We start from the raw sequence: 24519 nt of genomic DNA on the forward strand, positions 1-24519 counted from the left end.
TATACTGCCTCCTGCTTTGCTTAGTATCTCGGGTAAGGGTAAAACTGTGTCTCCTCCAAGTTGGTAAGACCTGCTTGAAAGGCAGCTTCATCCCAAACAATCGCAAACTCTTGAAGGTCTTCGTCCTCCAAAAAATCCATAAGATGGCTCAATCCATCTGTCGCAACTTGGTTGAGACTTTTAGCAAAATACGCTAAAAACTCACGCGAGAACCCCTTTTTAGGATCAAAAGGTAGGGTCACGAGATAATCGTCAGCATCGAATTTAGATTTATTTGGATTGTAAAAGAGAACATAATCTTCAAAGAGAATATCCTCAGCAGATACCTCTCCCTTATCATCCACTGTTTGTACTCCAGATCTATTTTGTGCTTCTAGGATAAAAGTCACTTCTAAGGCGTGATTCTTCTTTTGCCAATCCATAGCAAAATCAAAATCTAGGTACTTGTCTAGTTCCTCTTCAAGGACTGATAAAAAACCATAGTCTGCCATTGTCTACTCCAATTCCTTATTTCTATTTATTATAACATGAGCAGGGAAGTTAGAGGCGATTATTGATTGCTTCTACCATCTGGATCATCAGGCTATAACATAACAACACTTCTATCCGACCATCAAAAAAGAGGCTGAGACAAAAGTCATCAGCCGTATCTATTTAGTCAATTTCACTGACTAGGCGCAGTGGTTGGGAGTAAGACTTGTTGGCAAGCCAAGAAGTCTTACCCCTGCACAGTCCATTAGGTGCTTTAGCACCAATGAACCACTTCTCTTTTGGTAACTATCGCCAGTAAACATAGTCGGTATCCGGCGTGACATATACCAGCTTGTGTGTTGACTTTTGAAAAAGCAATAGGAGCTTTTGATCTGAGTATTGGTAAACATAATATTTGTCCAAACTCCCCATCGAGTAATCTGCTGCCCCAGCATAGAAAGCTCTTGCTTCCTCTTGCGTCAGCTTTTGCTTCTTGAACAAGGCAACAATGCGTTTTTGCTCACCTTGCTTTAAGAGAGATGCCATTGTCTCTGTATCTGTGACTTTTTTGGATGGTTTGCCTAAAATATCCTCAACTGTTTGATTGGTATAGCCCTCAAAATTAGGAATAGAAGCCGTAAATCCAGAACTAGAAGATTCATAGTAGATTTCACTACCATCTGTAGCATAGATTTTATCCTTAGGTGCTTCACTAGCATTTTTCGGTAAATCTTGCGGCTTACGCTTCTTATCAAACTTTTTCGTATCCCCCAACTCATTTCCATCTGCCTGTTGTGCACTTGGAGACGGTTGGGGTTTTTCTATGCTCGACTGTTTAGGACTACAAGCAACTAATAGTATACTGAGACCTAATATCCAGAGCAGGTAAAAACTCTTTCTTTTCATTCATAACCCCTTAGTAAAGAAAAAAACCTATCGACTAGGCTTTGCTCATCAACTATCCTCCCTGTAGGGCTCGAACCTACGACCCACGGATTAAGAGTCCGCTGCTCTACCAACTGAGCTAAGGAAGGTTAATAGCTGTATTGGTACCGATGATCCACGTTTTGTATTGAACCCGCAAAATAAGCAGGTGGGCAACTCGCTCTTACTTAGCTGCTTCCGCGTGAGACGGCCTGCATACTGTAAGGAGACTTATGTTTCCCAAAATACAAAGATTTAGTCGGTCAACACTTGAATGTGGATTCGTATACCACAGCAATTGTATTTTTATAATAACACTTTTAAAAAATATTTCAAGAGAAAACTTAAAAAATTTATCTGCTCTGTTGAGATAGTTTGTCAATGCGGTCTTTATTAGCCCCTAGTGCTCTCTCGTATTTACCCGTTTCATTGGCTTGGAAATAATCTGCTCCGACTAACTTATCTGGAAGATATTGTTGCTTAACCCATTTTTCAGGATAAGCATGAGGATAACGATAATCTACACTATTGCCCAACTCCTTACTGCCAGCATAGTGACCATCTCGCAGATGCCGGGGAATAGGAAGATTGCCCGACTTTTTGAGATCGGCTATAGCCGCATCCATGGCCATGTAGGCCGAGTTTGATTTGGGAGATAGAGCCAGATCAATAATGATATTAGCAATAAGAATCCTTGCCTCTGGAAAGCCGACCTGTTTGGCAGCTTCTAGGGCTGTCACTGTATGTATCTGCGCTTCTGGATTAGCTAGACCAATGTCTTCGTAGGCGATAACTGTCAAACGTCTTGCGAGACTAGGAAGATCACCCGCTTCAATCAAACGAGCGGCATAGTGGAGACTGGCATTAACATCTGAACCACGGATAGATTTTTGCAAGGCTGATAGGACATCGTAATGCCCATCACCATTTTTATCCATTGTGATATAGCTGCGCTGCAAGCTGTTTTCTACGGTGTCCAGCGTAATGTGACGGCTTCCCTGATCATCAGGCTTGGTAGACATAATAGCTAAATCAAGGGAATTATAGGCCGAACGCAGATCACCATTGGTCGCTGTGGCGATAAAATCTCTAGCCTCCTCATCGATACGTACATCAAAATCAAAACCTCTCTCCTTATCGGATAAGGCTCTATCGATTGCCAGCTGAATATGGTCTGTCGTCAAGGGCTCTAGCTCAAAGATCTGCACGCGGCTGCGAATAGCGGGAGTGACTGAGAAAAAAGGATTCTCGGTCGTTGCTCCAATCATGATGATATTACCATTTTCTAACAGGGGCAAGAGGAAATCCTGCTTGGTCTTGTCTAGGCGATGGATCTCATCCAACATCAGAACTAAGCCACCTGAAAATTTGGCTTCCTCAGCGATTTCCTGAAGGCGTTTTTTAGTATCTGTGGTAGCGTTAAAGGTCCGAAAGGCGTACTGGCTGGTACCGGCAATGGCACTGGCGATAGACGTTTTTCCGATACCGGGTGGACCGTATAAAATCATTGAGGACAGCTTGTTGGCTTCGACCATTCGGCGGATAATTTTTCCTTGACCCACCAGATGTTCTTGACCAATAATTTGATCAATGGTCGTCGGCCGCATGCGAAGGGCAAGATTCTCAGGCATGTTTCCTCCTTTTTTGATTCTGTGTTTTATTACAGCTATTTTAGCATAAATATAGAAAGAGTAGCACTTTGAGAAATTCTTCTGTTTTTCCAATAAACTAGGATCAACTGCTTAAGATTTTTTGATATAATAAGGGCTAATAAAAAGGAATGGAGACTCTTTATGACTGCACAGAAAATGAGCGCACAAGAAATTATCGCTTTCATCGGAAATGCTGAGAAAAAAACCAATGTCAAAGTCACCTTTGAGGGGGATTTGGCTGGAGATGTCCCTGATACAGTAACAAAGCTAGGCAATGTTCTCTTTGGTGATTGGAAAGTTATCGAACCCTTGCTGGCTAACTTGACTGAGAATAAGGACTATGTCGTAGAGCAAGATGGTCGTAACTCTGCTGTTCCCTTACTTGATAAGCGTCATATCAATGCTCGTATCGAGCCCGGTGCCATCATCCGAGACCAGGTGACTATTGAAGATAATGCCGTTGTCATGATGGGGGCTGTCATCAATATTGGAGCAGAAATTGGTGAAGGAACCATGATTGATATGGGGGCTATCCTAGGTGGCCGTGCAACTGTTGGGAAAAACAGTCATATCGGAGCTGGTGCTGTCCTTGCTGGTGTTATTGAGCCGGCTAGTGCTGAGCCTGTACGTATCGGTGACAATGTCTTGGTCGGAGCTAATGCGGTTGTTATCGAAGGGGTGCAAGTCGGTCACGGCTCCGTCATTGCTGCTGGAGCTATCGTGACTCAAGATGTCCCAGAAAATGTTGTTGTTGCTGGTGTACCTGCTCGTGTCATCAAAAAGATCGATGCCCAAACTCAGCAAAAAACGGCTTTGGAAGACGCCCTGCGCAACCTGTGAGTTTAAGTTAGCTAAAAAGAGTGAGACGAGCTTGGGACTTGTCCCACTCTATTTTTTAATATTAGAAGGATAAAAAAATGACACTTGATTTAATTAACATTCGCCGTGACCTCCATCAAATTCCTGAAATTGGTCTTGAAGAATACGAAACACAAGATTATCTGTTGAAGCGTATTGCCGACATCACTTCTGGCAAGGATTTTATTGCCCAAAAAACTTGGCGAACAGGTATCTTGGTCTTCCTAAAGGGATATGATCCCCAAAAAACGGTCGGCTGGCGAACAGATATCGATGGTCTGCCTGTCACCGAGGATACTGGTCTTGAATTTGCTAGCAAACATAAAGGCCGCATGCATGCTTGCGGTCATGATATTCATATGACTGTGGCTCTTGGCCTGCTTGAGCAAGCAGCAGATCACCAACCTAAACACAACTTGCTCTTCCTTTTCCAACCAGCTGAGGAAAATCTAGCTGGTGGTAAACTTATGTATGAAGAAGATGCCTTTGGCGATTGGAAACCCGATGAGTTCTATGGCCTTCATGTCCGCCCAGATCTCAAGGTTGGCGATATTGCTACCAATACTCATACACTCTTTGCGGGTACCTGCGAAACACGGATCACCTTCAAGGGTATTGGTGGCCATGCTGCCTTTCCTCACAAGGCAAACGATGCCTTGGTAGCTGCTGCTCATTTCGTCACCCAAGTCCAAACGATTGTCAGTCGAAATGTAGATCCTATCGAAGGAGCTGTTGTTACTTTTGGCTCCATGCATGCTGGTACTACCAATAATGTGATCGCTGAAGAGGCTCAGCTGCACGGCACTATTCGTACCTTAACACAGGAAATGAATCTGCTCACGCAAAAGCGCTTAAAGGAGATTGCCCAAGGTGTAGCTGCTGCTTTTGACATGACTGTTGAGGTTGAGCTCATACAGGGAGGTTATCTTCCAGTTGAGAATCATCCGGAACTAGCCAAAGACCTCATGCAATTCTTTGACCAAGAGACTGATGCTAATTTAATCGATATCCTACCTGCTATGACTGGTGAAGATTTTGGCTATCTCCTGCATAAGATACCAGGTGTTATGTTTTGGCTGGGTGTTGATTCTGAAGCACCACTTCATAGCTCTAACATGAGTCCTAAGGAATCTGTTATACCATTTGCGGTGCCTAACATTGCAAAATTTTTAAACTATCGTGCCAATCACTAAATATTTCTTACCGCTTAGGATATGTTCGCTTTCTTTGACAGCTAGTGTCAAGGCTTTGATAAACTTGACAAGTCTATGACAAGCCCAGCTAACTTTTTTAATACTAACTATGATGCTAAGCGAGCAGAAAGGTAATAGATGTTTCTATGTCAAAAAAAGAATTACGCCAAAAGATTTTAGCACAGCTCAAGAACCAAGATAGTGCTTATAAAAATCAGATGGACGAAAAGTTATTGACAGAGCTTATCGCTACTTCTGAGTATCAAAAAGCTCAGGTCATTGCGACTTATCTGCCCTTTGATTTCGAGTATAATACCCAATTATTTATTCAAGAGGCTATTAAAAGCCATAAAACTATCCTGATCCCTAAAACTTTTACAGCAGGGCAAATGGTCTTTACAGTATATGATCCTACCCACCTAGAAAAAAATGCTTTTGGCTTACTTGAGCCAAGGATTTGGCAAGCGGTTGACAAGGATCAGATTGATCTTATCCTTGTGCCTGGCATTGCTTTTAATCCGCAGGGGTATCGGATCGGATTTGGCGGTGGCTTCTACGATCGATATCTGTCAACCTATCAGGGAGCTACTATAAGTACGATTTATCCCTGCCAATTAACAGACTTTACACCAGATTTACATGATATTGCTGTTAGAAAGATGCTTACCTATGAAAAATGATATTAAACGTTACCCTATGACCTTATCTCTTCTTTTATTAACAACTATAGTATTTCTAGTGACCAATCTGGGGAATGTCGTGCTCCCTGGATTTGACCGTATCATCTATTCTACCTTTGGGATGATCGGTCAAGCTTTACGGCTTGATCCTAGCCAACTATGGCGTTTAGTGACACCGATTTTTATCCATTTTGGCTTAGAGCACTTCGCCTTCAATGCCATTTCTCTTTATTTTGCTGGTAGAATTGCCGAGCAACTCTGGGGTAGTACTCGTTTCTTCTTCATCTATATATTGTCTGGGATTCTAGGAAATATTTTGTGCTTTTATTTCACTCCCCTCACCCTATGCGCCGGTGCATCGACATCAATCTTTGGAATTTTCGCAGCTATTGCTCTAGCTGGTCTCTTTGAAAACCATTTGGCTCTTAAAGAGGTTAGCCGTCAATTTTTCATCTTGATTGCTGTTAATCTCGTTTTTAATCTTATGGATGCTTTCTCTCAGAATCCTAGTATTAGCCTCAGCGGGCACATTGGCGGGGCTCTAGGAGGAGCTCTTTTAGGCCTTGCTTTTCCGCTTCGTAACCTGTCTTCATCTATCAAGCCAGGTCTGCGAGTTGCTGCAGCCCTAGCTTATATTGCTTCTATCATGATCTTCTTTATCTTTCAGCTCTAATCATCATTTATCGAGGTTGTCACTATGATATTTTTAATTCCAACTGCTAAAGAAATGAAACGCGTTCCCTCGGTGGCTCCTAAGCCCTTATCAGTAAAAACACAGGTCATTCTCAATCATCTAGCCAAGGCCGATGTTAAGGAACTCTCAACTATTTATAAGATATCTGAGACTGCTGCACAGACTGAACAGGATAGGTTGAGCGCTCTCTATCACGGTCAGGCTGAAAGTTACCCTGCGCTCCAGCTTTTCAACGGACTCATGTATCGCCATATCGATCGCCAGATGACCGAGGAACAGCAACTATTTACACAAGATAAGGTCTATATCACCTCATCATTTTATGGTATTATTCCTGCTTTTACCCCTATCAGTCAACATCGTCTAGACTTTAACTGTAAACTAAAAATTGATGGTCAATCTTTGAAAAACTATTGGCGTAAGGATTATGATCAATTTATACAAGAGGCTAAGACTCCTGTTGTCTCTCTTCTGTCAAGTGAATTTGAATCCGTCTTTTCGCCCCAGATTTCTAAACAGTTTATCCGAATTACTTTTCATGAGGCCAAGGGGGATAGGCTAAAAACTCACTCAACAATCTCCAAAAAAGCAAGAGGAGCTTTTTTAACACAGGTCATCAAGCAAGGCATTCAAGACGAAGCGTCCTTAAAAACCTTGAGTTTTGATGGATTTAGCTATCGTGATGACTTGTCTCTTGACAAGACACTCGTTTTTGTAAAACAGGTCTAGGTATTTAGCGATACTATAAAAAAAGCATAAAACTTTTACACGAAGTTTTATGCTTTTTTATAAGAGATCTTTTCTGTCCAATTGCTGGTAAGTCTGCTGACCATCATTTAATTTATCCCAAAGGACGACCTCTCCTTTAGCCAAGGATTTTTTGACATCAATAATACGTTGATTAGAAGATCCCCTGAATTGAAGGAGGAGGTTCTTCTTGCTTAGATCGAAACGGCCGTCAACAAGAATGTCAACTTCCTGTAAAAGCTCAAACTTATCGCTGGTTTCTAGCATCAATTCCTCCCAAGTATAACCTGTCCATGACCAGATATCTTTCCCAGGCAATTCTTGGCGCACGCGCCTAACCAAGGGAAGAAGGATCCCTGTATTTAAAAATGGTTCCCCGCCCAGTAAGGTTAATCCTTGGACATAAGGTTGTGCTAAATCATCCATAATTCTATCCTCAAGCTCTTTGGTATAAGGAATACCTGCATTGAAAGACCAGGTCGCCTGATTGTAACAACCTTCACAGTGGAACATACACCCACTAACATATAAGGAATTACGGACCCCCTCTCCATCGACAAAGTTAAAGGCTTTGTAGTCTATGATGCGGCCTTGGCTTAATTCTTCTGATTTCCATTCTTGAGGTTTTGGGTTATTCATCTATTTTCCCTCTAAATTTATCCAATAATGCTCAATACCATCAGCACAAGTCACTAGCTCTCCGCCACAGTCCTGTATCACCTTGCGACTGGCTTGATTGTTCTGATCGCACGTCAGCAAAATCTGTTTGAGATTCTTTTGATTAGCTAGGGTGAGGGTCTGTCTCAAGATCTGATGGGCCAAGCCCCTACCACGATGGTCTGGCTTCACATAGTAACCAATATGTCCGCCTTGCTGACGCAAGGGATCATTTAATCTTAGCCTTAGTTGACTGAAACCCAGAGCCTCAGTTCCTTCAAAAGCCACTAGCTGTATGGAGGGAACCTCATCCTCTTCTAAGTACAATCCTAGCTCTCGCCTAGCATTTGCTGTCAACCAATCCAGATAAGTGAGCTCATCTATGTGTCCCTTGGTCTCCAGCATATAATCTCTGAGTAAGTCCATAACACTTGCTTGATCTGATAATTCTGGTCTGCGTAAGACGAGCATGTCATTCTCCTTGTGGCAACTGTAAATCAAGTTTTCCCCATGCCGAAGGACTTGTATTAATTTGGTGACAAATCCAGTGACTCAACAGGCTAGACTCAACCTTGACAGGATTGACAGAGGTGTTAATGGCCTGTAAAAAGGCTGTGATTATAGACTCAAAGCCGCGCTTATAGAGAGTTGTATCCCAGGAGCCAAAACGGTCATTAATTATACGGTTTCCTTGATAAATAGACAATTCTTCTAAATTGTCAAGCTGGTAAGAGGCTGCTGGCGTTTGTACTTCCATTGTCTCTTTACGACTACCTGACTGCAGATTCATGCTCACTACAAGAGAGGTTGATGGAGTTTCCATGGTCACCTGAACCCGTGTTAATAGGCCTTCCTTATCTGTATGATAATGAAATTCTCCACGGTAGGGTTCTTCATCAGCTAGGTAAAGGGCTGTATCCAAGGGGTGGATAAAAAAATCAAACAGTTTGAAAGTCAGAGGGCCTGGTCTATTTCCATCATTTTTTTCCACTCTGATATAGGTTTTTTCTTTCTGCTCCTTCATCAGCTCTACCTTGGGGGCAAAGCGACGGTTAAAACCTGCTACAAGAAAAGTATCTCTCTCCTTGGCCAGTCTATACAACTGCTCAGTCTGGTCGTAACTTTCTGTCAAGGGCTTGTCCATATAGACTGGAATCCCTTTTTCTAGGAAGGACTTTGCCGTCTCGAAATGGGCTACTGTCGCTGAGTGAATAAAAACACCATCTAGGTGAGCTTCTACTAGCTCATCTAGACTGTCGTAGGCAACAGATTGACCAAAAAGACTCTCTGTCTGCGCTAAGGTTTCCGAATTTCTTGTAAAGAGATGCCAACGAATATCTGGCAACTGGCGCATAAAAGGGAGGTAGGCTTTTTGTGCGATACCTCCGATTCCAACGATTCCGATATCTAACATAACCTGACCTCCCAAAGTACTATTTTTTATTTTGATATTGGCGTAATAAAGCTTTGACACGGTCCTTTTGACTGGGTCTAATCCCTCTTGACTGGTCCTCGTGGTATTTTTCTACCTGCTTGATTCCTTTATAATCTAATTGATATTTTCCCATAATAATCTTTTCCTTTTCTCATCTTCTTGTGACAGCAGTCTAGTATTTGCAGCTGGTATGCATTTATCTAAGATTTTGTCCATCTGTCACTATGGTTGAACCATTCATATGCTTGACACGTGCTGCAATCTCTTTATGACGACCGTTGACCATTGGACGAGCCTGTGGATTACCAAGATAACCACAGGTTCGCTTGACCACATCGACTGTCTTTGGGTCACTGTTGCCACAGTTTGGACACTTAAAGCCACGCTCGGTCGGTTCAAAATCTCCTTCAAAGCCGCAAGCATAGCATTTATCAATCGGGGTATTGGTGCCCAAATATCCCACTCGGTCATAGGCGAAGTCCCAGACTGCCTCTAGGGCTTTAGGATTTTGCTGGAGGACAGGATATTCACAATAATGAATAAAGCCACCGCTGGCTCCCAATTCAGGATAATCCTTTTCAAACTCCAACTTCTCAAAAGGAGTCGGCTTCTTACGAACATCGTAATGAAAAGAATTGGTGTAATATTCCTTATCTGTAATGTCCTTGACCAGACCAAACTTCTCTGTATCTAGGCGACAAAAACGATCGGTTAGGCTCTCAGATGGTGTTGAATAGATAGAAAAATGATAATCATATTCATCTGACCAAGTCTCAACCAAACTTTTCATCTCTTTGATAATGGTCTTGGTGAACTCCTTAGCTTGGGGATTGGTTTCCCACTCGCCACCGTAAAAGACTGTAGCCACTTCATAGAGACCTATATAGCCCAAGGAAACAGTTGCCCGGCGTTTATTAAAGAGCTCATCAACGTCATCCGTCTTTTCTAGCCTTTTCCCAAAAGCACCATACTGATAGAGTATGGGGGCATTAGCTGGACTTGCCTCTTTAACACGCTGGATACGATAAACAAGGGCATCCTTTGCGATCTGCATCCGTTCATAAAAAAGTGACCAAAAGTGATCCTTATCACCTTGTGATTCCATGGCAATTCTAGGAAGGTTAACCGTCACCACTCCTAGATTCATCCGACCAGAATTGATTTCTCGTCCCTGCTCATCCTTCCAACCTTGCAGAAAAGAACGGCAGCCCATAGGAGCCTTGAAGGAACCTGTCAACTCTGTAATCTTATCATAAGATAAAACATCTGGATACATCCGCTTGGTCGCACACTCTAGGGCCAGTTGCTTAATATCATAATTAGGACTGTCTGGCTCTAGGTTGAGTCCACGCTTAAGTGTAAAGATCAATTTTGGGAAAATAGCAGTCCGCTTCTCACTGCCCAAACCTTCAATACGGATACGTAAGATAGCTTTTTGAATTTCACGTTCCAGCCAAGACCTACCTAATCCAAAACCTAGTGAGGTAAAGGGGGTCTGTCCATTGGACGTAAAAAGGGTGTTAATTTCGTACTCTAAGCTCTGCATGGCATCATAGATATCTTTGATGGTCTTTTGACGAGCATAGGCTTCTTGCTTTTCTTCTGCCACCCACTCTTTAGCATCAGCTAGGTGTTTAGCATAGTTGCACTCAGCATAGGGAGCTAGGACTTCATCGATTCGATCGGCTGTACAGCCACCGTACTGGCTAGAGGCGACATTAGCAATAATCTGAGAAATCTGAGCTGTAGCTGTTTGTATGGATTTAGGACTTTCTACCTCAGCATTTCCAATCTTAAATCCTTGGGCTAACATACCTTTAAAATCAATCAAACAGCAGTTTGTCATAGGAGTATAAGGACTGTAGTCCAAGTCATGGAAGTGGATATCTCCCTTTTGATGGGCATTAGCTACATGAGGAGGTAGCATCCTGAGTCCAATGGCTTTACCAACGATACCAGCCGTTAGATCTCTCTGAGTATTAAAAACATCACTATCCTTATTGGCGTTTTCATTGACTACAGACTGGTTCTTGTGCAAGAGCTGATTAATACGAACATTGATATCAGTGGCCTCTTCACGTTGGCGACTCTTTTCTCGATCGTAGCTTGCGTAAGCTCTTGCTAGGCTGGAGAATCCCTCTTTTTCCAGACTGGTCCGAATCAGTTGAGAAATCGTCTGGCTATCGATCGGCTGATCTTGTCTCGCTAGATCAACCATCAGTTGATCGACCAGATGCTCTAGTTCTTGATCGATCTCCAATGAATCCGATGCCTGCTGATTTGCCCGCTGGAGAGATTGTAAGAGCTTTTCTCTATCAAATCGTACCAAGCGACCATCACGCTTTTTAATACTATCTCTGTTTAATATCGTCGCTACCACCATGCTACAGGCCTCCTTTATTCGCTCTTCATTATAGTACAAGCCCACATAAAAATCAATATCTTGTGGTATGATTTTAAGACACACACAAGATATTGATTTTTTCTCTATTTTTTATGATAGACAATAAAGTGATCGGCACCCTTGATCGGTGTTTGTTGGTAGGTCTCTTCGATCACTTTTTTGATGCTGACTGGTAGCTTGTCTGAAGTATTGACGACAATGTACTCAGCGCTATCATCCAATAACTCATCCTGCATTTTCTTATTGTTATCCCGACTAGCTGTATTAAAAGCGGGAAGAGGGAATTGCGACGTCGAAGGGATCGAGGCATCTAGATAAATTTTAGCACTGGTATCCCAAACATAGATTTTATCTTTACTCTCGGTATGATCCACTAGGTAATTTGAGATAACTTGACGTTCCTGATTAATTCCAGTAGATGAGATTCCTTGAAAAATAGGATAGAGAATACCTGCGAAAATGACTAAGACTGGTAAATAAAGATGCTTTCTAAAGAAGAGACGTGAATAATTTTCTTGGAACTGGCGCTGGCGACGGCGCTTGAGAGTCTTTTTAGGCTCTTCTTCTCTCTCAGCTTGTTCATGAATTTCTAAAGCGGACAATATAAGTCCAAAAGGCATAACCTGAAGTAAATTGTAAAGCGTAAAGCTATGTGACAGCAAAATATAAGGTAGGTTAATCATAATAGCTAGGGCTGCGATCCATTTTAAGGCCCTATGCTCATGATGAATATGACGCTGGGCAATCAATCCGAAAACACCGAGCAATAAGCCTGCAGCTGCCATCACCAAAAGCTGGAAGGGCAGACTGAGCGTCATAGAATAGCGGTCAATAGCCAGATGGGTGAAATTATACAGAAGCGCTTGCGCAATATAATCCCATAGGTTTCCCATCAAGAAAACAAAATAACCCACACTATAGTAGACTAGAAGTGATCCAAAAATCATACATAAAATTTGGTAGAAGCCTCTAGCAAAATGTTTATGGTAGCTGTTATAGCAAGCAACAACAAACAAGACAATCACCCAGAGCAATAGCGTCTTAGGCTCAATCAGTGCCGCTAAGGTAGCTAAAAAACCAAAATAGATAAAACGCTCATCTCGTACAGTCTGTGTAAAGTAAGTTGCTAATAGCCATAAGCAGAGTAAAACTAAGGCCATAGCGAACTGAATCGGATAAAGACCGCCAAACCCTAATCCTAAATTGAGTAGGTAAAAAATGACTGTAAAATTGAGACCCAGACGTTCGCGCCCTGTTGTAAAGGTGATTAGCTTGTCAAAATAAATTCCTGAGATATAATAGGCTAGCCCTTGTAGAAGCATCAACCAGGCACTGCTGCCAAGCATATAGCTGGCTGCAATCATCAGGTAATACAAAATGCCCCCTGTCGCAAAGGTATGCGTATAAGGCAAGGCCCCTTCTAAGAGAGCATGACCTGTATATAGAGCATGTGATTGGTAAGGGGAGGCAAAGTTCGCCATCAAGGGATTGGCTACTGATAACACAGTCAGCAGCAGACTAAACAGGGCAATGATTGTCTTGTGCCTAGTACTTAGAGCAAATCTCTTAGCAGTTCCGTATGAATTTTGAGTCTCCGTATCAGATGATGTCGTCCTAGAAGTTCGATGACTGGCTGTCACCTGCTGATCATCCTTCTTAAATTCAGCCATATTACTCCTTACATTTAATAATCTATCAGAAATTTCCTATTGTCGTTTAAGGGGTTAAATCCCTTCTAGTATATCAGAAATTAATGGTTAGTCAATTTCACTAGCCGAGGGCACGCCATTAAAAAAACAGGCCGAAGCCTGTTCTAGGTCACTTACTCTTCATCCATAAAGCTATTGAAAACTTCTTCAATCATATCCCACTCAGCATCCGAGTCTTCCGGGATAGGTTGCAAATCTCCTTCTGTCCCATCTTCATTTTCTGTAAATGAGTAGGCTTGAATTTCAATCTCACCGTTTTCATCTTCTGTTGCACCAGATGGTACTAGCAAGACATAATTTTTACCAAATTCCTCACGACCATCGATGGTCAATAAAATTTCAAAAAGTGTCTCATTCCCTTGCTCATCAACCAAGGTAATCACTTCATGCTCATGATTGTGTTCGTGTGCCATGCAATATCTCTCCTCTAAATATATGGATCTGTAGGTTTTAGAACATTCGATCTAAATAATTTTGTAAAATCAACTGCGCAGCCAGCTTGTCGATCACTTTCTTTCGCTTACCACGGCTCACATCTGCCTGCTCAACCAGCATCCTTTCGGCTTGCACAGTTGTCAAACGTTCATCCTGGTACTCTACTGGCAGATCAAAAAGCTCTTTGATCTTTTCGCCATAGGATCGGCTGGCTTCGACACGTGGACCACTTGTATTATTCATATTCTTAGGAAGACCCACTACGAATTTGTCAACCTTGTAAGTCTTAACCAGTTCTCCTAATCGCTCAAAACCAAGATCATCCTGCTCTTCATCAATCTTGATGATCTCTAAGCCCTGCGCTGTAAATCCTAAGGGATCGCTAACAGCAACACCAACTGTCTTAGAGCCAACATCTAAACCCATGATTCTCATTATAAGTCGATCCCATTTCCTTTAAGATAGAAACGAACAAGCTCTTCGACGATTTCATCACGCTCATATTTTCTGATCTTATTACGGGCATCGTTGTAACGGGGCACATAAGCTGGATCTCCACTCAATACATAACCAACAATTTGGTTGATCGGATTGTAGCCTTTCTCCTCGAGAGAGCTATAGACAGCTGTCAACGTATCACTGATTTCCTGCTTGCTCCCATCCTCAAGATTGAAGCGAACGGTCTCATCTGTAAATCCCATAGGTGCACCTTCTTTCTAAATGGCAGTTAATCGCTATTATTATACCTTATTTCATTAGGTAATTCAACGAAAAGAGCCTTATTGACTATTGATCAACTGGTCTTGCTCCTCCTCTTTCCATTACTAAAATATATTCTAGAGGAGTGTAGCGATCAATAGCCTCCCAATTGACTAGTGTATCAGCTTTTTCTGCTGCATCACGATCAAGATTTTTCATGTCAAAGGTCATCTCTATCTTAGTTTCATAATTTTTAGTTACGTCAACTTTTACTGTTAATCCCTTGACCTTTTTCATATCTTTTATAAATTTTTCCTTCTCTAGCTCTGGGACAATAGCACCTCTTACCTCGTTAAAATCAAGGCTTTTAGCCTTTTGCTTAACATCATTTGGCATTGGCTGATAGTAGGTGTCTTTTATGGTCTCATACTCATCATCCTTGTAAGTAATTGCCTCAATAATGTGCCCTTGTTCAGCCTTTTCTCCTACTATCTTTATTGACTTTGTTCCTGAAACTGACTTCACATCTGTAGCCGTTGATTTTTTCTTTTCAACTTTTGGACTATCTTGAGCGTCACTAGATGAGTTTGAGTTCGAACAGGCTGCTAAACTGAACGTGAGAATGGCAAGAATGGGTAGCACGTAAAGTTTTCTTTTCATAATGATTGTCTCCTTAAAAAATACTTACAACCATTATAGCCTATTTTAGATAAAAAAAGAAGAGCCCTAGGCTCTCTTTTCTTATCTTTTAAAGAACTGCACGCATGCGTGCTTGGTTGTTTTCAACCTCTCGAATCGCCCTTGGTAAGAAGGCTCGGATATCATCTTCCTTATAGCCCACCTGCAATCGCTTATCATCAATCAAGATAGGGCTCTTGAGAATGCGTGGATTGTTCTGGATAAGATCCACAACCTGACTCAAACTCAGGTCTTCAATATCAAAATCAAGCGCTCTGGCATAGCGGTTTTTTGAGGATACGATGCTCTCCACACCATCCTCGGTCTTAGATAGGATAGTGAGGATCTCTTCCTTAGTCAATCCTTCCTTGCCTAGATTTTGTTCTTTATAGGGTAATTGGTGGTTGTTCAACCATGTTTTAGCTTTTTTACAACTTGTACAACTAGAAATTGTATAAATCTTAATCATGTCTCTTCTCTCTTTCTATCGCATGATAGACATATTATAGCACGCTTTTCTGGAAGAAAACATAGGTCGGAGGACCTATTTTAAAATTGTCAACTAAAAAACTTAAAAACAAAACGAAAAGGACTCAGTCCAGTACAATAACAGGACTAAATCCCTTCAACATGCTTGTCCAACTTTTTAAAGTCAGTACAAGATAAGCTTTTTAATCTTCAATTTCGATGGTATCTAAATCTAAAGCCAGTTCTTGATTATCATCAGCTTCTTGTGCTGACTCTTCTTGTAGGGGCGCTTCTGATTTTTCAAGATCCTCAATTAAGCCATATTTTATACGAACTTGGCGATCGATCTCTTCGAAAATTTCTGGATTGTCTGCTAGGAATTTCTTAGCATTTTCAGATCCTTGACCAATCTTTTCTCCATTGTAAGAATACCAAGCTCCCGCTTTTTGGATGATATCCATGTCCGTTGCAATCTTGACCAATTCACCTGTGCGTGAGATGCCTTCGCCATACATGATTTCCACTTCGGCTACCTTAAATGGTGGCGCTACCTTGTTTTTAACAACCTTGATTTTTGTTTCTTTACCGATGCTCTGGTCTTTTTGCTCACCTGTTCCCTTGATCTGTGTGCTTCCACGAACGTCTAAGCGAACGGAAGAATAAAACTTAAGGGCACGTCCACCGGGAGTCGTCTCAGGATTTCCGAACATGACACCCACTTTTTCACGCAACTGGTTGATAAAAATAGCAATGGTTTTGGTCTTATTGATAGAGGCAGAGAGCTTGCGCATAGCCTGACTCATCATACGAGCCTGCAATCCCACATGGCTATCACCGATATCACCATCGATTTCAGCACGTGGAACAAGGGCTGCAACCGAGTCCACAACAACCAAGTCAACAGCACCAGAATCAATCAGCTTACCTGCAATTTCCAATCCTTGTTCACCAGAATCCGGTTGAGACAAGAGAAGTTCGTCAATATTAACTCCTAAAGCTGCGGCATAAGCGGGATCAAGGGCATGCTCAGCATCGATAAAAGCAGCGATCCCACCTTCTTTTTGGGCTTGAGCTACAGCATGAAGGGCGACAGTCGTCTTACCTGAGGACTCCGGTCCGTAGATTTCAATGATACGTCCTTTAGGGTAGCCGCCTACTCCTAAAGCAATATCTAGAGCCAGGCTACCTGAACTCATGACTTGAACCTTTTGCTCAGCACGCTCACCAAGCTTCATAATAGCACCTTTACCAAAGTCTTTTTCGATATTTTTTAAGGCATCATCTAAGGCTTTTTTGCGCTCATCCCCAAACTTTTTGGATACTTCTTCAGTTTTTTTTGCTTTTTTCGCCAATGTCACTCTCCTAGTTTTTTTTCTGTTTAGTATTAGTTATTATACTAAATTTTTATCATTTAATAAAGTTTTTCGTATGAAATCAAAGGCATGTAAAACAGCGATATCTCGAACATCTGAGCGGGAGCGTCCTGCGATGTTAATTTCTTTGCTGATCGTTTGAGTAGGGGTAGACAGTCCAATGAATACTGTCCCTGCTGGATGCCCCTCTAAAGCATCTGGTCCTGCTGCACCTGTCAAGGATACAGCAATATCAGCTCCTGTTTGAACACGGGCACCCTGTGCCATTTGCTCCGCTGTATACTTGCTCACAACCCCATGCTTGGTCAAGGCATCTAGATCAAGACCTAGCATTTTAGCTTTTTCTTCTATACTATAGGTGATAAAACCACCGTTAAAAATCTGAGAAGCTCCTGGAAAATCTGCGACTCTAGCTTGAAAACGACCGGCTGTCAAGCTCTCCGCAGCACTCAATGTCAGCCCCCGTTCTTTAAGGAGGGTTACCACTACTTCAGCTAGAGAATTATCATCTCCATAGCCGTAAAAATAATCGGACAAGGGCCGGTCTTCGAGGGATTTGATCGTCATGATCTGACGCTCTAGCCGTTCTAACTTATCATCAGCTGCTGACTGGCTCTCTGCCTTTGTTGATAGGCGGAGTGTCACCTCACCTGTCTTAGCGTAGGGGGCTAAAGTAGGGTCTGTTTGAGACTGAATCAGATCATCTAAAGCAGTAACCAACTGGCTCTCTCCGATACCAAAAAAACGCAATACTCGGGAGTAAAGCTGCTGATGATGCTTGTCTAGCATAGGAATAAGCTGCTCTTGGACCATGGGCTTTAGCTCACTTGGAGGGCCAGGTAAGATGATGTAAGTCACCCCCTTTTCCTCCAAATAGCCTCCAACTGCGAGACCTGTCCGATTGGGAAGCGGCTTAGCACCGTCAATAATCTGGGCTTGTCGCTCATTGTTTGGCGTACGAGAGCTGGATGGCCGACTAGCAAAAAACTGATCTAAACGCTCTTGCGCTTGTGGATCAAAGACCAAGGACTTTTCTAAATAATTAGCCAAGGTTTGCTTGGTTAAATCGTCCTCAGTTGGTCCCAGCCCCCCGCATAGGACAATAAGGTCACTGCGATGACTGGCTAAATCAATAACTGATAGCAGGCGCTCTTCATTGTCTCCGACAGCTGTCTGGAAGTAGACATCGATTCCCAGCTCAGCAAACCTCTCTGATAAATACTGGGCATTGGTGTTGACGATCTGACCTGTTAGAATTTCTGTACCGACAGCAATAATTTCTGCTTTCATGATGCCTCCTCTTATTTATACGTATTTTATTTTCATTGTAACAAAAAAAGTTACTTATATTCTCTTCCTGATAGGCTATTTTCAGAAAAATTCTGCAGAATTCAGAAATCTCTATGCTTATTGTCTCATCAATAAGAGAGGTCTTGAGGTATTTTGAATGAGTAATTTTTGAAAAAATCGATTTATTTTGACCGTTTAGGGTGAAAAATGAACCGTTCAGGCAAAAGTGCTATATCAATCTAAATTTTAGGTATAATAAATGAGTCGGTAGATGCCGAAAACATGAAGATAGAGATGTTGAATGCCTTACAGATCTATTTTTATCAAAACTAACAAGGAGATACTATGAGTATTTTAGAACTAAAACGGATTCGTAAATCTTATTATTTAGGTAAGGAAGAATTTCCTGTTCTTAAAGGGATTAACCTAACTTTTGACCAAGGGGATTTTATCAGTATTCTTGGAGAATCAGGTGGTGGTAAATCAACCTTGATGAACATTATCGGCGGCTTGGATCGCAACTATTCAGGAGAAGTCATTGTCAACGGCCAACGCCAGAAAGGTAAGCGTGAGAAAGCCATGGATGACTACCGCCGAAAAACAGTCGGCTTTATCTTCCAGTCGTTTAACTTGGTCAACTATCTCAGTGTTTTAGACAATGTCTTGACCAGTCTAAAAATGACCAAGCTTTCTCATAAGGAGCAGATTAAACAGGCTGAAAAATTATTGAAGCAGGTTGGGCTTTATGATCATCGTAAGAAAAAGCCGAGTCAGCTCTCTGGCGGTCAGAAGCAAAGGGTGGCTATTGCTCGTGCCCTAGCGAGTGACCCTGAGATTATCATTGCAGATGAACCAACAGGGGCTCTGGACCAAAACAATACCCAAGAAGTTCTGAATCTGTTACAAGATATTGCTAAATCTGGTAAAACAGTTATCGTCGTTACCCACTCTCAAGATGTAGCCAAGGCCGGTACACGCATCGTTCACTTAGATGACGGTATCATTACGGATGATGAGCGTTTACGCGAACCTTTTGCCCAGCCCGATGAAATCTCAGAGCTTCCATCTAAGCCGCTGAATCGCTCAGCTAGTTGGAAGATGGCTTGGTCACACTTCAAAAATGCCTGGAAGCAAAATTTGATCATTACTATCGGGATGGCCATCGGACTTTTTTCAGTCATGTTCTTCCTAGGATTAGGGACTGGGGCTAGAAATTATATGGATAGTTTTATTGGGGACATCGCAAACCCCAAGGCCTTCCAGGTAACGCTAAGGGACATAGACGCTGCCACTAGCACAGGAATGAGCACGGCTGATAAGAAAAAAATTGATAAGGTAGATCATGTTACAAAGACTGAGTACGGCTATGTTGCCAATACCTTTAATTTGTCTTATAAAGGTAAAACCGTACAGTCTAGCCTTTTGCAGAGCGCCAATGATACGATTCCTAAAGACACCCTGTCTAATAAAAAGATGCCTAAGGGAAACGAAATCGTTATTGATAGAGCTTATGCCAAGAAAAATATCGATAAAGATACTAAAAAGGCTATTGGTAAAACCGTTACTTTGAGTATCACAGCCCTAGGAACTAACAAGCAGCCTGTCACTATCACCAAGGACTATAAAGTCGTGGGAACCACTGATCAAATGACCATTGTCTCCTACGACAGCTTAAAAGAAGCTGCTACTGAGCAAAAGGCTCAACTCAATCCTAATTTTATAACGGTCAGCGTTGATGATCTCAATCATACTCAGACTGCTGAAGATGCGATCAAGGGTATGAAAAAAGATGGTAAGGCCATTTACAGCATCACTGGTATCGGTGAAAGTTTAGATTCTATCAAGGAAATCACCTATATTGTCGGTGTCGTCCTTGCTCTAGTTGCTGGTATCTCACTGCTGGTCAGCATTCTTATGATCGTGGCGACAACTTATATGAGTGTCTCTGAGCGGACGAAAGAAATTGGTGTGCTTCGGGCTATGGGGGCTCGTCGCAAAGATATCCGCCGTCTCTTTGTCAATGAAAGTTTACTGCTTGGAATTAGTGCTAGTCTCTTGGCTATTTTAGTTGCCTTTGGCGTACAAATCCTAGTCAATAAATTGGTTTACAGCACTATCAAGTTTGACATTATCCAAATTACGGCTGGTACGCTTATTGCTACCGTGCTGATCGGGCTCTTAATTGCTCTTATCGCTAGTCTGGCGCCATCTAGTAAAGCAGCTCGTCTTAATCCTATCGATGCTTTGGCCAGCGAATAATTTTCTGAATACTATTAAAACCCTAGAGGAGATTAATCCTTCTAGGGTTTTTGTGATTTTTGATACCCATATAGTGTATTGATCTATTTTGCTTTGAGGGATTTCAGTCATTAATAACTAACCAAAGAAAAGCTATGTGGTCTTTTGGATTGTCGTAGTAATTGTTGGAAGTTGTTTGTCCTTAGATATGTTATAATGTCGTTGGCACAAGTAACACCGCCTTAGATTGGAGGTGAGTTGCCAATGTGGCACGATATCTTCATATATGTCATCGCACCGATTGTAGTCGGGGTAGTGTTAGCACTATTCTCTAATTGGCTAGATAAGAGAGACGATGATTAGTGTGCCTCTGGCCCGGACGCAGTATTCGCAGCTGCGCAAAAAAAGCCTTAGCTTGGCAGAGCTAGGGCTTTTTCCGTTGCCTAATGTTAAGGCACGACATCTTCATTCGCAGTATTATTGTATGTCTTTATTTTGTTTTTGTCAATTTTATTAGTTTTTCTAGGATAAAAAAATTTTTTAAAACTGTAGAAATTCTGGTAAGGAATAATAAACTTTTGGCTATAAATGAAGATTGGAGGAGTTCATATGACAGAGATTTTGGTAACATGTTCTCAAAAGGATAGTTTAGAAAGTATTATTTATAATCACACGTATCTTCATGATCATTGATCAAGCCTGCGGCTTGCAGGAAGGAATAGACACAGACGGGACCTACAAACTTGAATCCTCGCTTTTTCAACTCTTTAGAAACCTGTTCGGACAGCGCTGTCTTAGCTGGGACTTTGCGATAATCCTGAACCGAATTGTTAATGGTCTTATTATCAACAAACGACCAAATATAGCGATCAAACGATCCATAATCTTTTTGAATATTGAGGAAGGCTTGCGCATTGGTTCTGGTCGCATAGATTTTCAGGCGATTGCGAACAACAGCTGGATTTTCTAAGATAGCTTCTAGATCATCATCACTCATAGCAGCGACGCTAGCAGCGTGATAGTCGTGGAAAGCTGCTTTGAAAGCCGCTCGCTTGTTGAGAATGGTCTCCCAAGATAAACCAGCTTGATAGGTTTCTAAGCAAAGAAGCTCAAATAATGCCCGCTCATCATGAAGGGGCTTCCCCCACTCTTGATCATGGTAGCTGACATATAAAGGATTGGTTAGCTTGGCCCAACCACAGCGCTTACTCATAAGGGCTCCTTTCTCTTCTTAGGTCTTATTTCATTAGCATCTTGAGAGCTTGCTTGATATAGTTCTCAGTACTTTCTTGTGTGCCTTCAAAGAAGGCTTTTACCTTCTTAAGCTCTGATGCTTTGTAGCCCAGAGCTTGTAAGGCTTCCATTGCTTCGTCTAGTTCCTGGTTAACCGAACTTAAAGTTGCTGAAGAAGCTGTATCAGACTGTGATAAGGCCACAAATTTACCAGCAAGATCCAGTACCATTTGCTGGGCTGTCTTTTTTCCGATCTTGGGAAACTTGCTTAAGTACTTGATATCACTATTTTCGATAGCTGTCACCAAACCGTCATTGTCATTAACAGCTACAATGGCCAAAGCTGTCGTAGGACCGATACCGGATACGGAAATTAGCTTAAGGAAGACGTTTTTTTCTGTCTCACTGTGAAAGCCATAGAGAAGCTGGGCATCCTCACGGACTACATGATGGAGGTAGATCTGAACAGCCTGATTCATCTGGTCAGAAAATGAATAAGGGTTAGCTACATTGATGACATAGCCGATACCTCCGGCTTCCACTACGATATAAGTGGCCGTAATTTTAGTTAACTGGCCCTTAATATAATCATACATGACTGATCCTCTCATAACTATTGATTTTACTATTGTATCACAAGTCTATAAAGGCATGTGTCAACTTGAACTTAAAGGCTCAGTGTCATTATCCCTGGGCCAAAGAATTAGGCTAATACTTCCCTAATTCTCTCAGACTAGTATGATTCTCTTGAATGCGGCGAAACATCTTTTCCATGTCTGCTTGAGTAAAGTTGACAAGTACTGGTCGACCGTGCGGGCAGTTATAAGGATTTTGACACTGAGCTAATTGAAGGAGAAGGTGACGAGCAGAGTAATCATCAAGAGCATGATTAGCCTTGATAGAACGTTTACAGCTCATCATGATGGCCAATTCTGCTCGGTACTTCTTGATAGAAACCTCATCGGTTAGTAACAACATGTCGCACATCTCATAAATACCAGATTCGATTTCTTCTTCTTTCATCCAAATGGGATGTTCACGCAGAATAAAAGTATTATCTCCATAAGGTTCAAGATAAATGCCCACTTCATTTAAGACAGACATTTTTTCCTGAAGATTGATGGCATCATCAGGCATAAACTCGAACAGATAAGGAACCAGCAACTGTTGTAAACTGCTGTCAACTTCACCGATCTTTTCTCGGTAATATTCATATTTTACCCGTTCTTGGGCAGCATGCTGGTCGATAATATAGAGACCGCCCTTACCTTGGGCAAAGAGGTAGGTTCCTTGCATTTGTCCAAAATAATCTAATTCTGGAAATTGTGACGCTTCTTCATTATCTAAACGCTCTAATAAGCGCTCAGCCTGAGTTTTTTTACTAAAATCTATTTCAGGATGTTCGTGGCCATCTGTATGATGGCTTGATCGTTGAGCCCGCTTAACTTTTGGCTTGACAGGGTCTGATAATGGCTTGTCATCATTGTCAATTTGGTTGACAGAAGAATCAGAATGACTTTCTGCAATAGTTGTCACTAAATCTTGATCTTGACTAGCATAAGAGACATCAGCTTGTCTAAGAGGTAGGCTTGTCTGAATCGTGGTATTTTTTTGACGTACACTTGATTTAGCCAGGTTGTCAAGTGCATCTGGAATCAGATCTTGCTCACGAAGACTAGCTGCTATAGCTTGGCTGATCAGGGCCATCAGCTCACGTTCTTTAGAAATCCGAACCTCTTGCTTGGTCGGGTGGACATTGACATCGGCTAAGTAGGGATCAATCTGAATATCAAGAACTGCCAGCGGGAATCGCCCGACCATGAGTTTGGAGCCGTAGCCATCAAGAATGGCTCGGTTAAGCAGAAAATTTTTGATATAGCGGCCATTAATCAAAATCGTGATGTAATTCCGATTAGCCCTCGTCAGCTCAGGTAAACTGATATAACCTGACACCTCAAAATCGAGATCCGACGCTGATATCTCAATCATTCTCTTGGCTGTATTAATCCCATAGATACCTGCAATTGCCTGACGGAGGTCCCCACTGCCTGCGGTCTTGGTCAGTTCTCGACCATCATGCCTCAGGGTGAAAGCTATTTCCGGGTGAGCCATACTTTGGCGATTAATCACATCAACTATGTGGGCCAGTTCTGCTTGCAAGGATTTCATATATTTGAGACGGGCTGGTGTATTATAAAAGAGATCCTCCACAGTAATCTTGGTCCCTACAGGCGTACTGATAGGCTCTTGCTTTTCGATCTCACCACCCTTTGATACAAGCAGGGTTCCATGCTTTGCCCCTTGAGTAGCCGTCTTAATCGTCAGATGACTAATGGAGGCGATAGAAGGAAGAGCCTCGCCCCTAAAACCAAGCGTTCGGATACGAAAAAGATCGGCTTGATTTTTGATTTTACTTGTTGCATGCCTGCGTAAACTCAAGGCAACATCATCTTCTTCAATGCCTTGGCCATTGTCTATGACCTGAATTTTTTTAAGCCCCGATTCCTCAATTTCCACTGTGATTTGATTGCTGCCAGCATCAATAGCATTCTCTACTAGTTCTTTGACGACACTGCTGGGTCTTTCGATAACCTCACCTGCAGCGATCTGATTAGCCAACACCTCAGGTAGCTCAATAATATGTGACATGTTTTTCCTCACTTTGCTAAGCTAGTTCTTTA

General features: G+C 42.1%; 26 protein-coding genes, 1 tRNA gene and 1 other RNA gene. 7 read left to right on the plus strand and 21 right to left on the minus strand.

Features of this window, described 5'->3' with window-relative positions:
- Positions 1-20: 20 nt before the first annotated feature.
- From AC4HAI_RS06875 to AC4HAI_RS06895, 5 genes are all read right to left on the minus strand, one after another.
- Positions 21-491: a DUF3013 family protein gene (locus tag AC4HAI_RS06875; protein WP_491078620.1), complete on the minus strand. Its 471-nt coding sequence runs from the start codon at positions 489-491 to the stop codon at positions 21-23.
- A 286-nt stretch (positions 492-777) separates the two neighbouring features.
- Positions 778-1377, minus strand: a complete 600-nt coding sequence (locus tag AC4HAI_RS06880; RefSeq protein ID WP_491110998.1) for a DUF4947 domain-containing protein — start codon at positions 1375-1377, stop codon at positions 778-780.
- A gap of 55 nt (positions 1378-1432) precedes the next feature.
- Positions 1433-1505, minus strand: a tRNA-Lys gene (locus AC4HAI_RS06885).
- Positions 1506-1696: non-coding RNA, 6S RNA (ssrS, locus tag AC4HAI_RS06890), on the minus strand. It lies immediately after the preceding tRNA gene.
- A 52-nt stretch (positions 1697-1748) separates the two neighbouring features.
- Entirely contained in the window at positions 1749-3026 is a 1278-nt protein-coding gene (locus AC4HAI_RS06895; RefSeq protein ID WP_491110999.1) for a replication-associated recombination protein A, read from the minus strand.
- A gap of 162 nt (positions 3027-3188) precedes the next feature.
- On the opposite strand from AC4HAI_RS06895, the gene dapD reads away from it, so the two are divergent.
- From dapD to yaaA, 5 genes are all read left to right on the plus strand, one after another.
- The gene (gene dapD, locus AC4HAI_RS06900; protein WP_491078623.1) at positions 3189-3887 is read left to right on the plus strand and encodes a 2,3,4,5-tetrahydropyridine-2,6-dicarboxylate N-acetyltransferase; all 699 of its coding nucleotides are present in this window, start codon (positions 3189-3191) and stop codon (positions 3885-3887) included.
- Between the two features lie 77 nt (positions 3888-3964).
- Positions 3965-5098, plus strand: a complete 1134-nt coding sequence (locus tag AC4HAI_RS06905; RefSeq protein WP_491111000.1) for an N-acetyldiaminopimelate deacetylase — start codon at positions 3965-3967, stop codon at positions 5096-5098.
- A 146-nt stretch (positions 5099-5244) separates the two neighbouring features.
- Entirely contained in the window at positions 5245-5778 is a 534-nt protein-coding gene (locus AC4HAI_RS06910) for a 5-formyltetrahydrofolate cyclo-ligase (protein WP_491111001.1), read from the plus strand.
- Positions 5768-6451 (plus strand): rhomboid family intramembrane serine protease, encoded by a 684-nt coding sequence (locus AC4HAI_RS06915; RefSeq protein ID WP_491111002.1) that lies wholly within the window; start codon positions 5768-5770, stop codon positions 6449-6451. Before AC4HAI_RS06910 ends, AC4HAI_RS06915 begins: the two co-directional genes overlap by 11 nt.
- A 24-nt stretch (positions 6452-6475) precedes the next feature.
- Positions 6476-7201, plus strand: coding sequence for a peroxide stress protein YaaA (yaaA, locus tag AC4HAI_RS06920; protein ID WP_491111003.1), 726 nt, complete (start codon positions 6476-6478; stop codon positions 7199-7201).
- Positions 7202-7258: 57 nt separating this feature from the next.
- Here the strand turns inward: yaaA and nrdG are convergent, their stop codons facing one another.
- The 13 genes from nrdG to AC4HAI_RS06985 form a co-directional block, all read right to left on the minus strand.
- Positions 7259-7858: an anaerobic ribonucleoside-triphosphate reductase activating protein gene (nrdG, locus tag AC4HAI_RS06925; protein WP_491111004.1), complete on the minus strand. Its 600-nt coding sequence runs from the start codon at positions 7856-7858 to the stop codon at positions 7259-7261.
- On the minus strand, positions 7859-8347 hold the full coding sequence (locus AC4HAI_RS06930) for a GNAT family N-acetyltransferase (RefSeq protein WP_491111005.1): 489 nt from the start codon (positions 8345-8347) through the stop codon (positions 7859-7861).
- Position 8348: 1 nt separating this feature from the next.
- Complete coding sequence (locus AC4HAI_RS06935; protein ID WP_491111007.1) at positions 8349-9290, minus strand: Gfo/Idh/MocA family protein; 942 nt, start codon at positions 9288-9290, stop codon at positions 8349-8351.
- A 19-nt stretch (positions 9291-9309) separates the two neighbouring features.
- The gene (locus AC4HAI_RS06940) at positions 9310-9444 is read right to left on the minus strand and encodes a hypothetical protein (protein ID WP_491078631.1); all 135 of its coding nucleotides are present in this window, start codon (positions 9442-9444) and stop codon (positions 9310-9312) included.
- 63 nt (positions 9445-9507) lie between these two features.
- The gene (gene nrdD / locus AC4HAI_RS06945; RefSeq protein ID WP_491111009.1) at positions 9508-11694 is read right to left on the minus strand and encodes an anaerobic ribonucleoside-triphosphate reductase; all 2187 of its coding nucleotides are present in this window, start codon (positions 11692-11694) and stop codon (positions 9508-9510) included.
- Between the two features lie 104 nt (positions 11695-11798).
- Positions 11799-13385 (minus strand): DUF2079 domain-containing protein, encoded by a 1587-nt coding sequence (locus AC4HAI_RS06950; protein ID WP_491111010.1) that lies wholly within the window; start codon positions 13383-13385, stop codon positions 11799-11801.
- 152 nt (positions 13386-13537) lie between these two features.
- A complete protein-coding gene (locus AC4HAI_RS06955) occupies positions 13538-13837 on the minus strand; it encodes a DUF1292 domain-containing protein (RefSeq protein WP_491078634.1) in 300 nt (99 codons plus the stop codon).
- Between the two features lie 37 nt (positions 13838-13874).
- Entirely contained in the window at positions 13875-14294 is a 420-nt protein-coding gene (ruvX, locus tag AC4HAI_RS06960; RefSeq protein WP_491078635.1) for a Holliday junction resolvase RuvX, read from the minus strand.
- Positions 14294-14560 (minus strand): IreB family regulatory phosphoprotein, encoded by a 267-nt coding sequence (locus tag AC4HAI_RS06965; RefSeq protein WP_491078636.1) that lies wholly within the window; start codon positions 14558-14560, stop codon positions 14294-14296. The genes ruvX and AC4HAI_RS06965 overlap by 1 nt, the downstream gene beginning before the upstream one ends.
- Before the next feature lie 85 nt (positions 14561-14645).
- Positions 14646-15218, minus strand: coding sequence for an SP0191 family lipoprotein (locus AC4HAI_RS06970; protein ID WP_491111012.1), 573 nt, complete (start codon positions 15216-15218; stop codon positions 14646-14648).
- Between the two features lie 88 nt (positions 15219-15306).
- On the minus strand, positions 15307-15705 hold the full coding sequence (gene spx, locus AC4HAI_RS06975; RefSeq protein ID WP_491111013.1) for a transcriptional regulator Spx: 399 nt from the start codon (positions 15703-15705) through the stop codon (positions 15307-15309).
- Between the two features lie 202 nt (positions 15706-15907).
- Positions 15908-17056 carry a recombinase RecA gene (gene recA / locus AC4HAI_RS06980; protein ID WP_491111014.1) on the minus strand — a complete coding sequence of 383 codons (1149 nt, stop codon included), beginning with the start codon at positions 17054-17056 and terminating at the stop codon, positions 15908-15910.
- A gap of 39 nt (positions 17057-17095) precedes the next feature.
- Entirely contained in the window at positions 17096-18367 is a 1272-nt protein-coding gene (locus AC4HAI_RS06985) for a competence/damage-inducible protein A (protein ID WP_491111016.1), read from the minus strand.
- A 345-nt stretch (positions 18368-18712) separates the two neighbouring features.
- On the opposite strand from AC4HAI_RS06985, the gene AC4HAI_RS06990 reads away from it, so the two are divergent.
- On the plus strand, positions 18713-20626 hold the full coding sequence (locus AC4HAI_RS06990) for an ABC transporter ATP-binding protein/permease (protein ID WP_491111017.1): 1914 nt from the start codon (positions 18713-18715) through the stop codon (positions 20624-20626).
- 243 nt (positions 20627-20869) lie between these two features.
- Positions 20870-20968: a type I toxin-antitoxin system Fst family toxin gene (locus AC4HAI_RS06995; protein WP_491078722.1), complete on the plus strand. Its 99-nt coding sequence runs from the start codon at positions 20870-20872 to the stop codon at positions 20966-20968.
- Positions 20969-21263: 295 nt separating this feature from the next.
- On the opposite strand, the gene AC4HAI_RS07000 is transcribed toward AC4HAI_RS06995, so the two are convergent.
- The 3 genes from AC4HAI_RS07000 to mutL all read right to left on the minus strand — a co-directional run bounded on the left by AC4HAI_RS07000 (position 21264) and on the right by mutL (position 24487).
- Positions 21264-21818: a DNA-3-methyladenine glycosylase I gene (locus AC4HAI_RS07000; RefSeq protein WP_491111018.1), complete on the minus strand. Its 555-nt coding sequence runs from the start codon at positions 21816-21818 to the stop codon at positions 21264-21266.
- A 25-nt stretch (positions 21819-21843) separates the two neighbouring features.
- Positions 21844-22434: a Holliday junction branch migration protein RuvA gene (gene ruvA / locus AC4HAI_RS07005; RefSeq protein WP_491111020.1), complete on the minus strand. Its 591-nt coding sequence runs from the start codon at positions 22432-22434 to the stop codon at positions 21844-21846.
- 112 nt (positions 22435-22546) lie between these two features.
- Positions 22547-24487 (minus strand): DNA mismatch repair endonuclease MutL, encoded by a 1941-nt coding sequence (gene mutL, locus AC4HAI_RS07010; protein WP_491078644.1) that lies wholly within the window; start codon positions 24485-24487, stop codon positions 22547-22549.
- Between the last annotated feature and the right edge of the window lie 32 nt (positions 24488-24519).

This window comes from Streptococcus sp. ALY_208 (assembly GCF_058314295.1).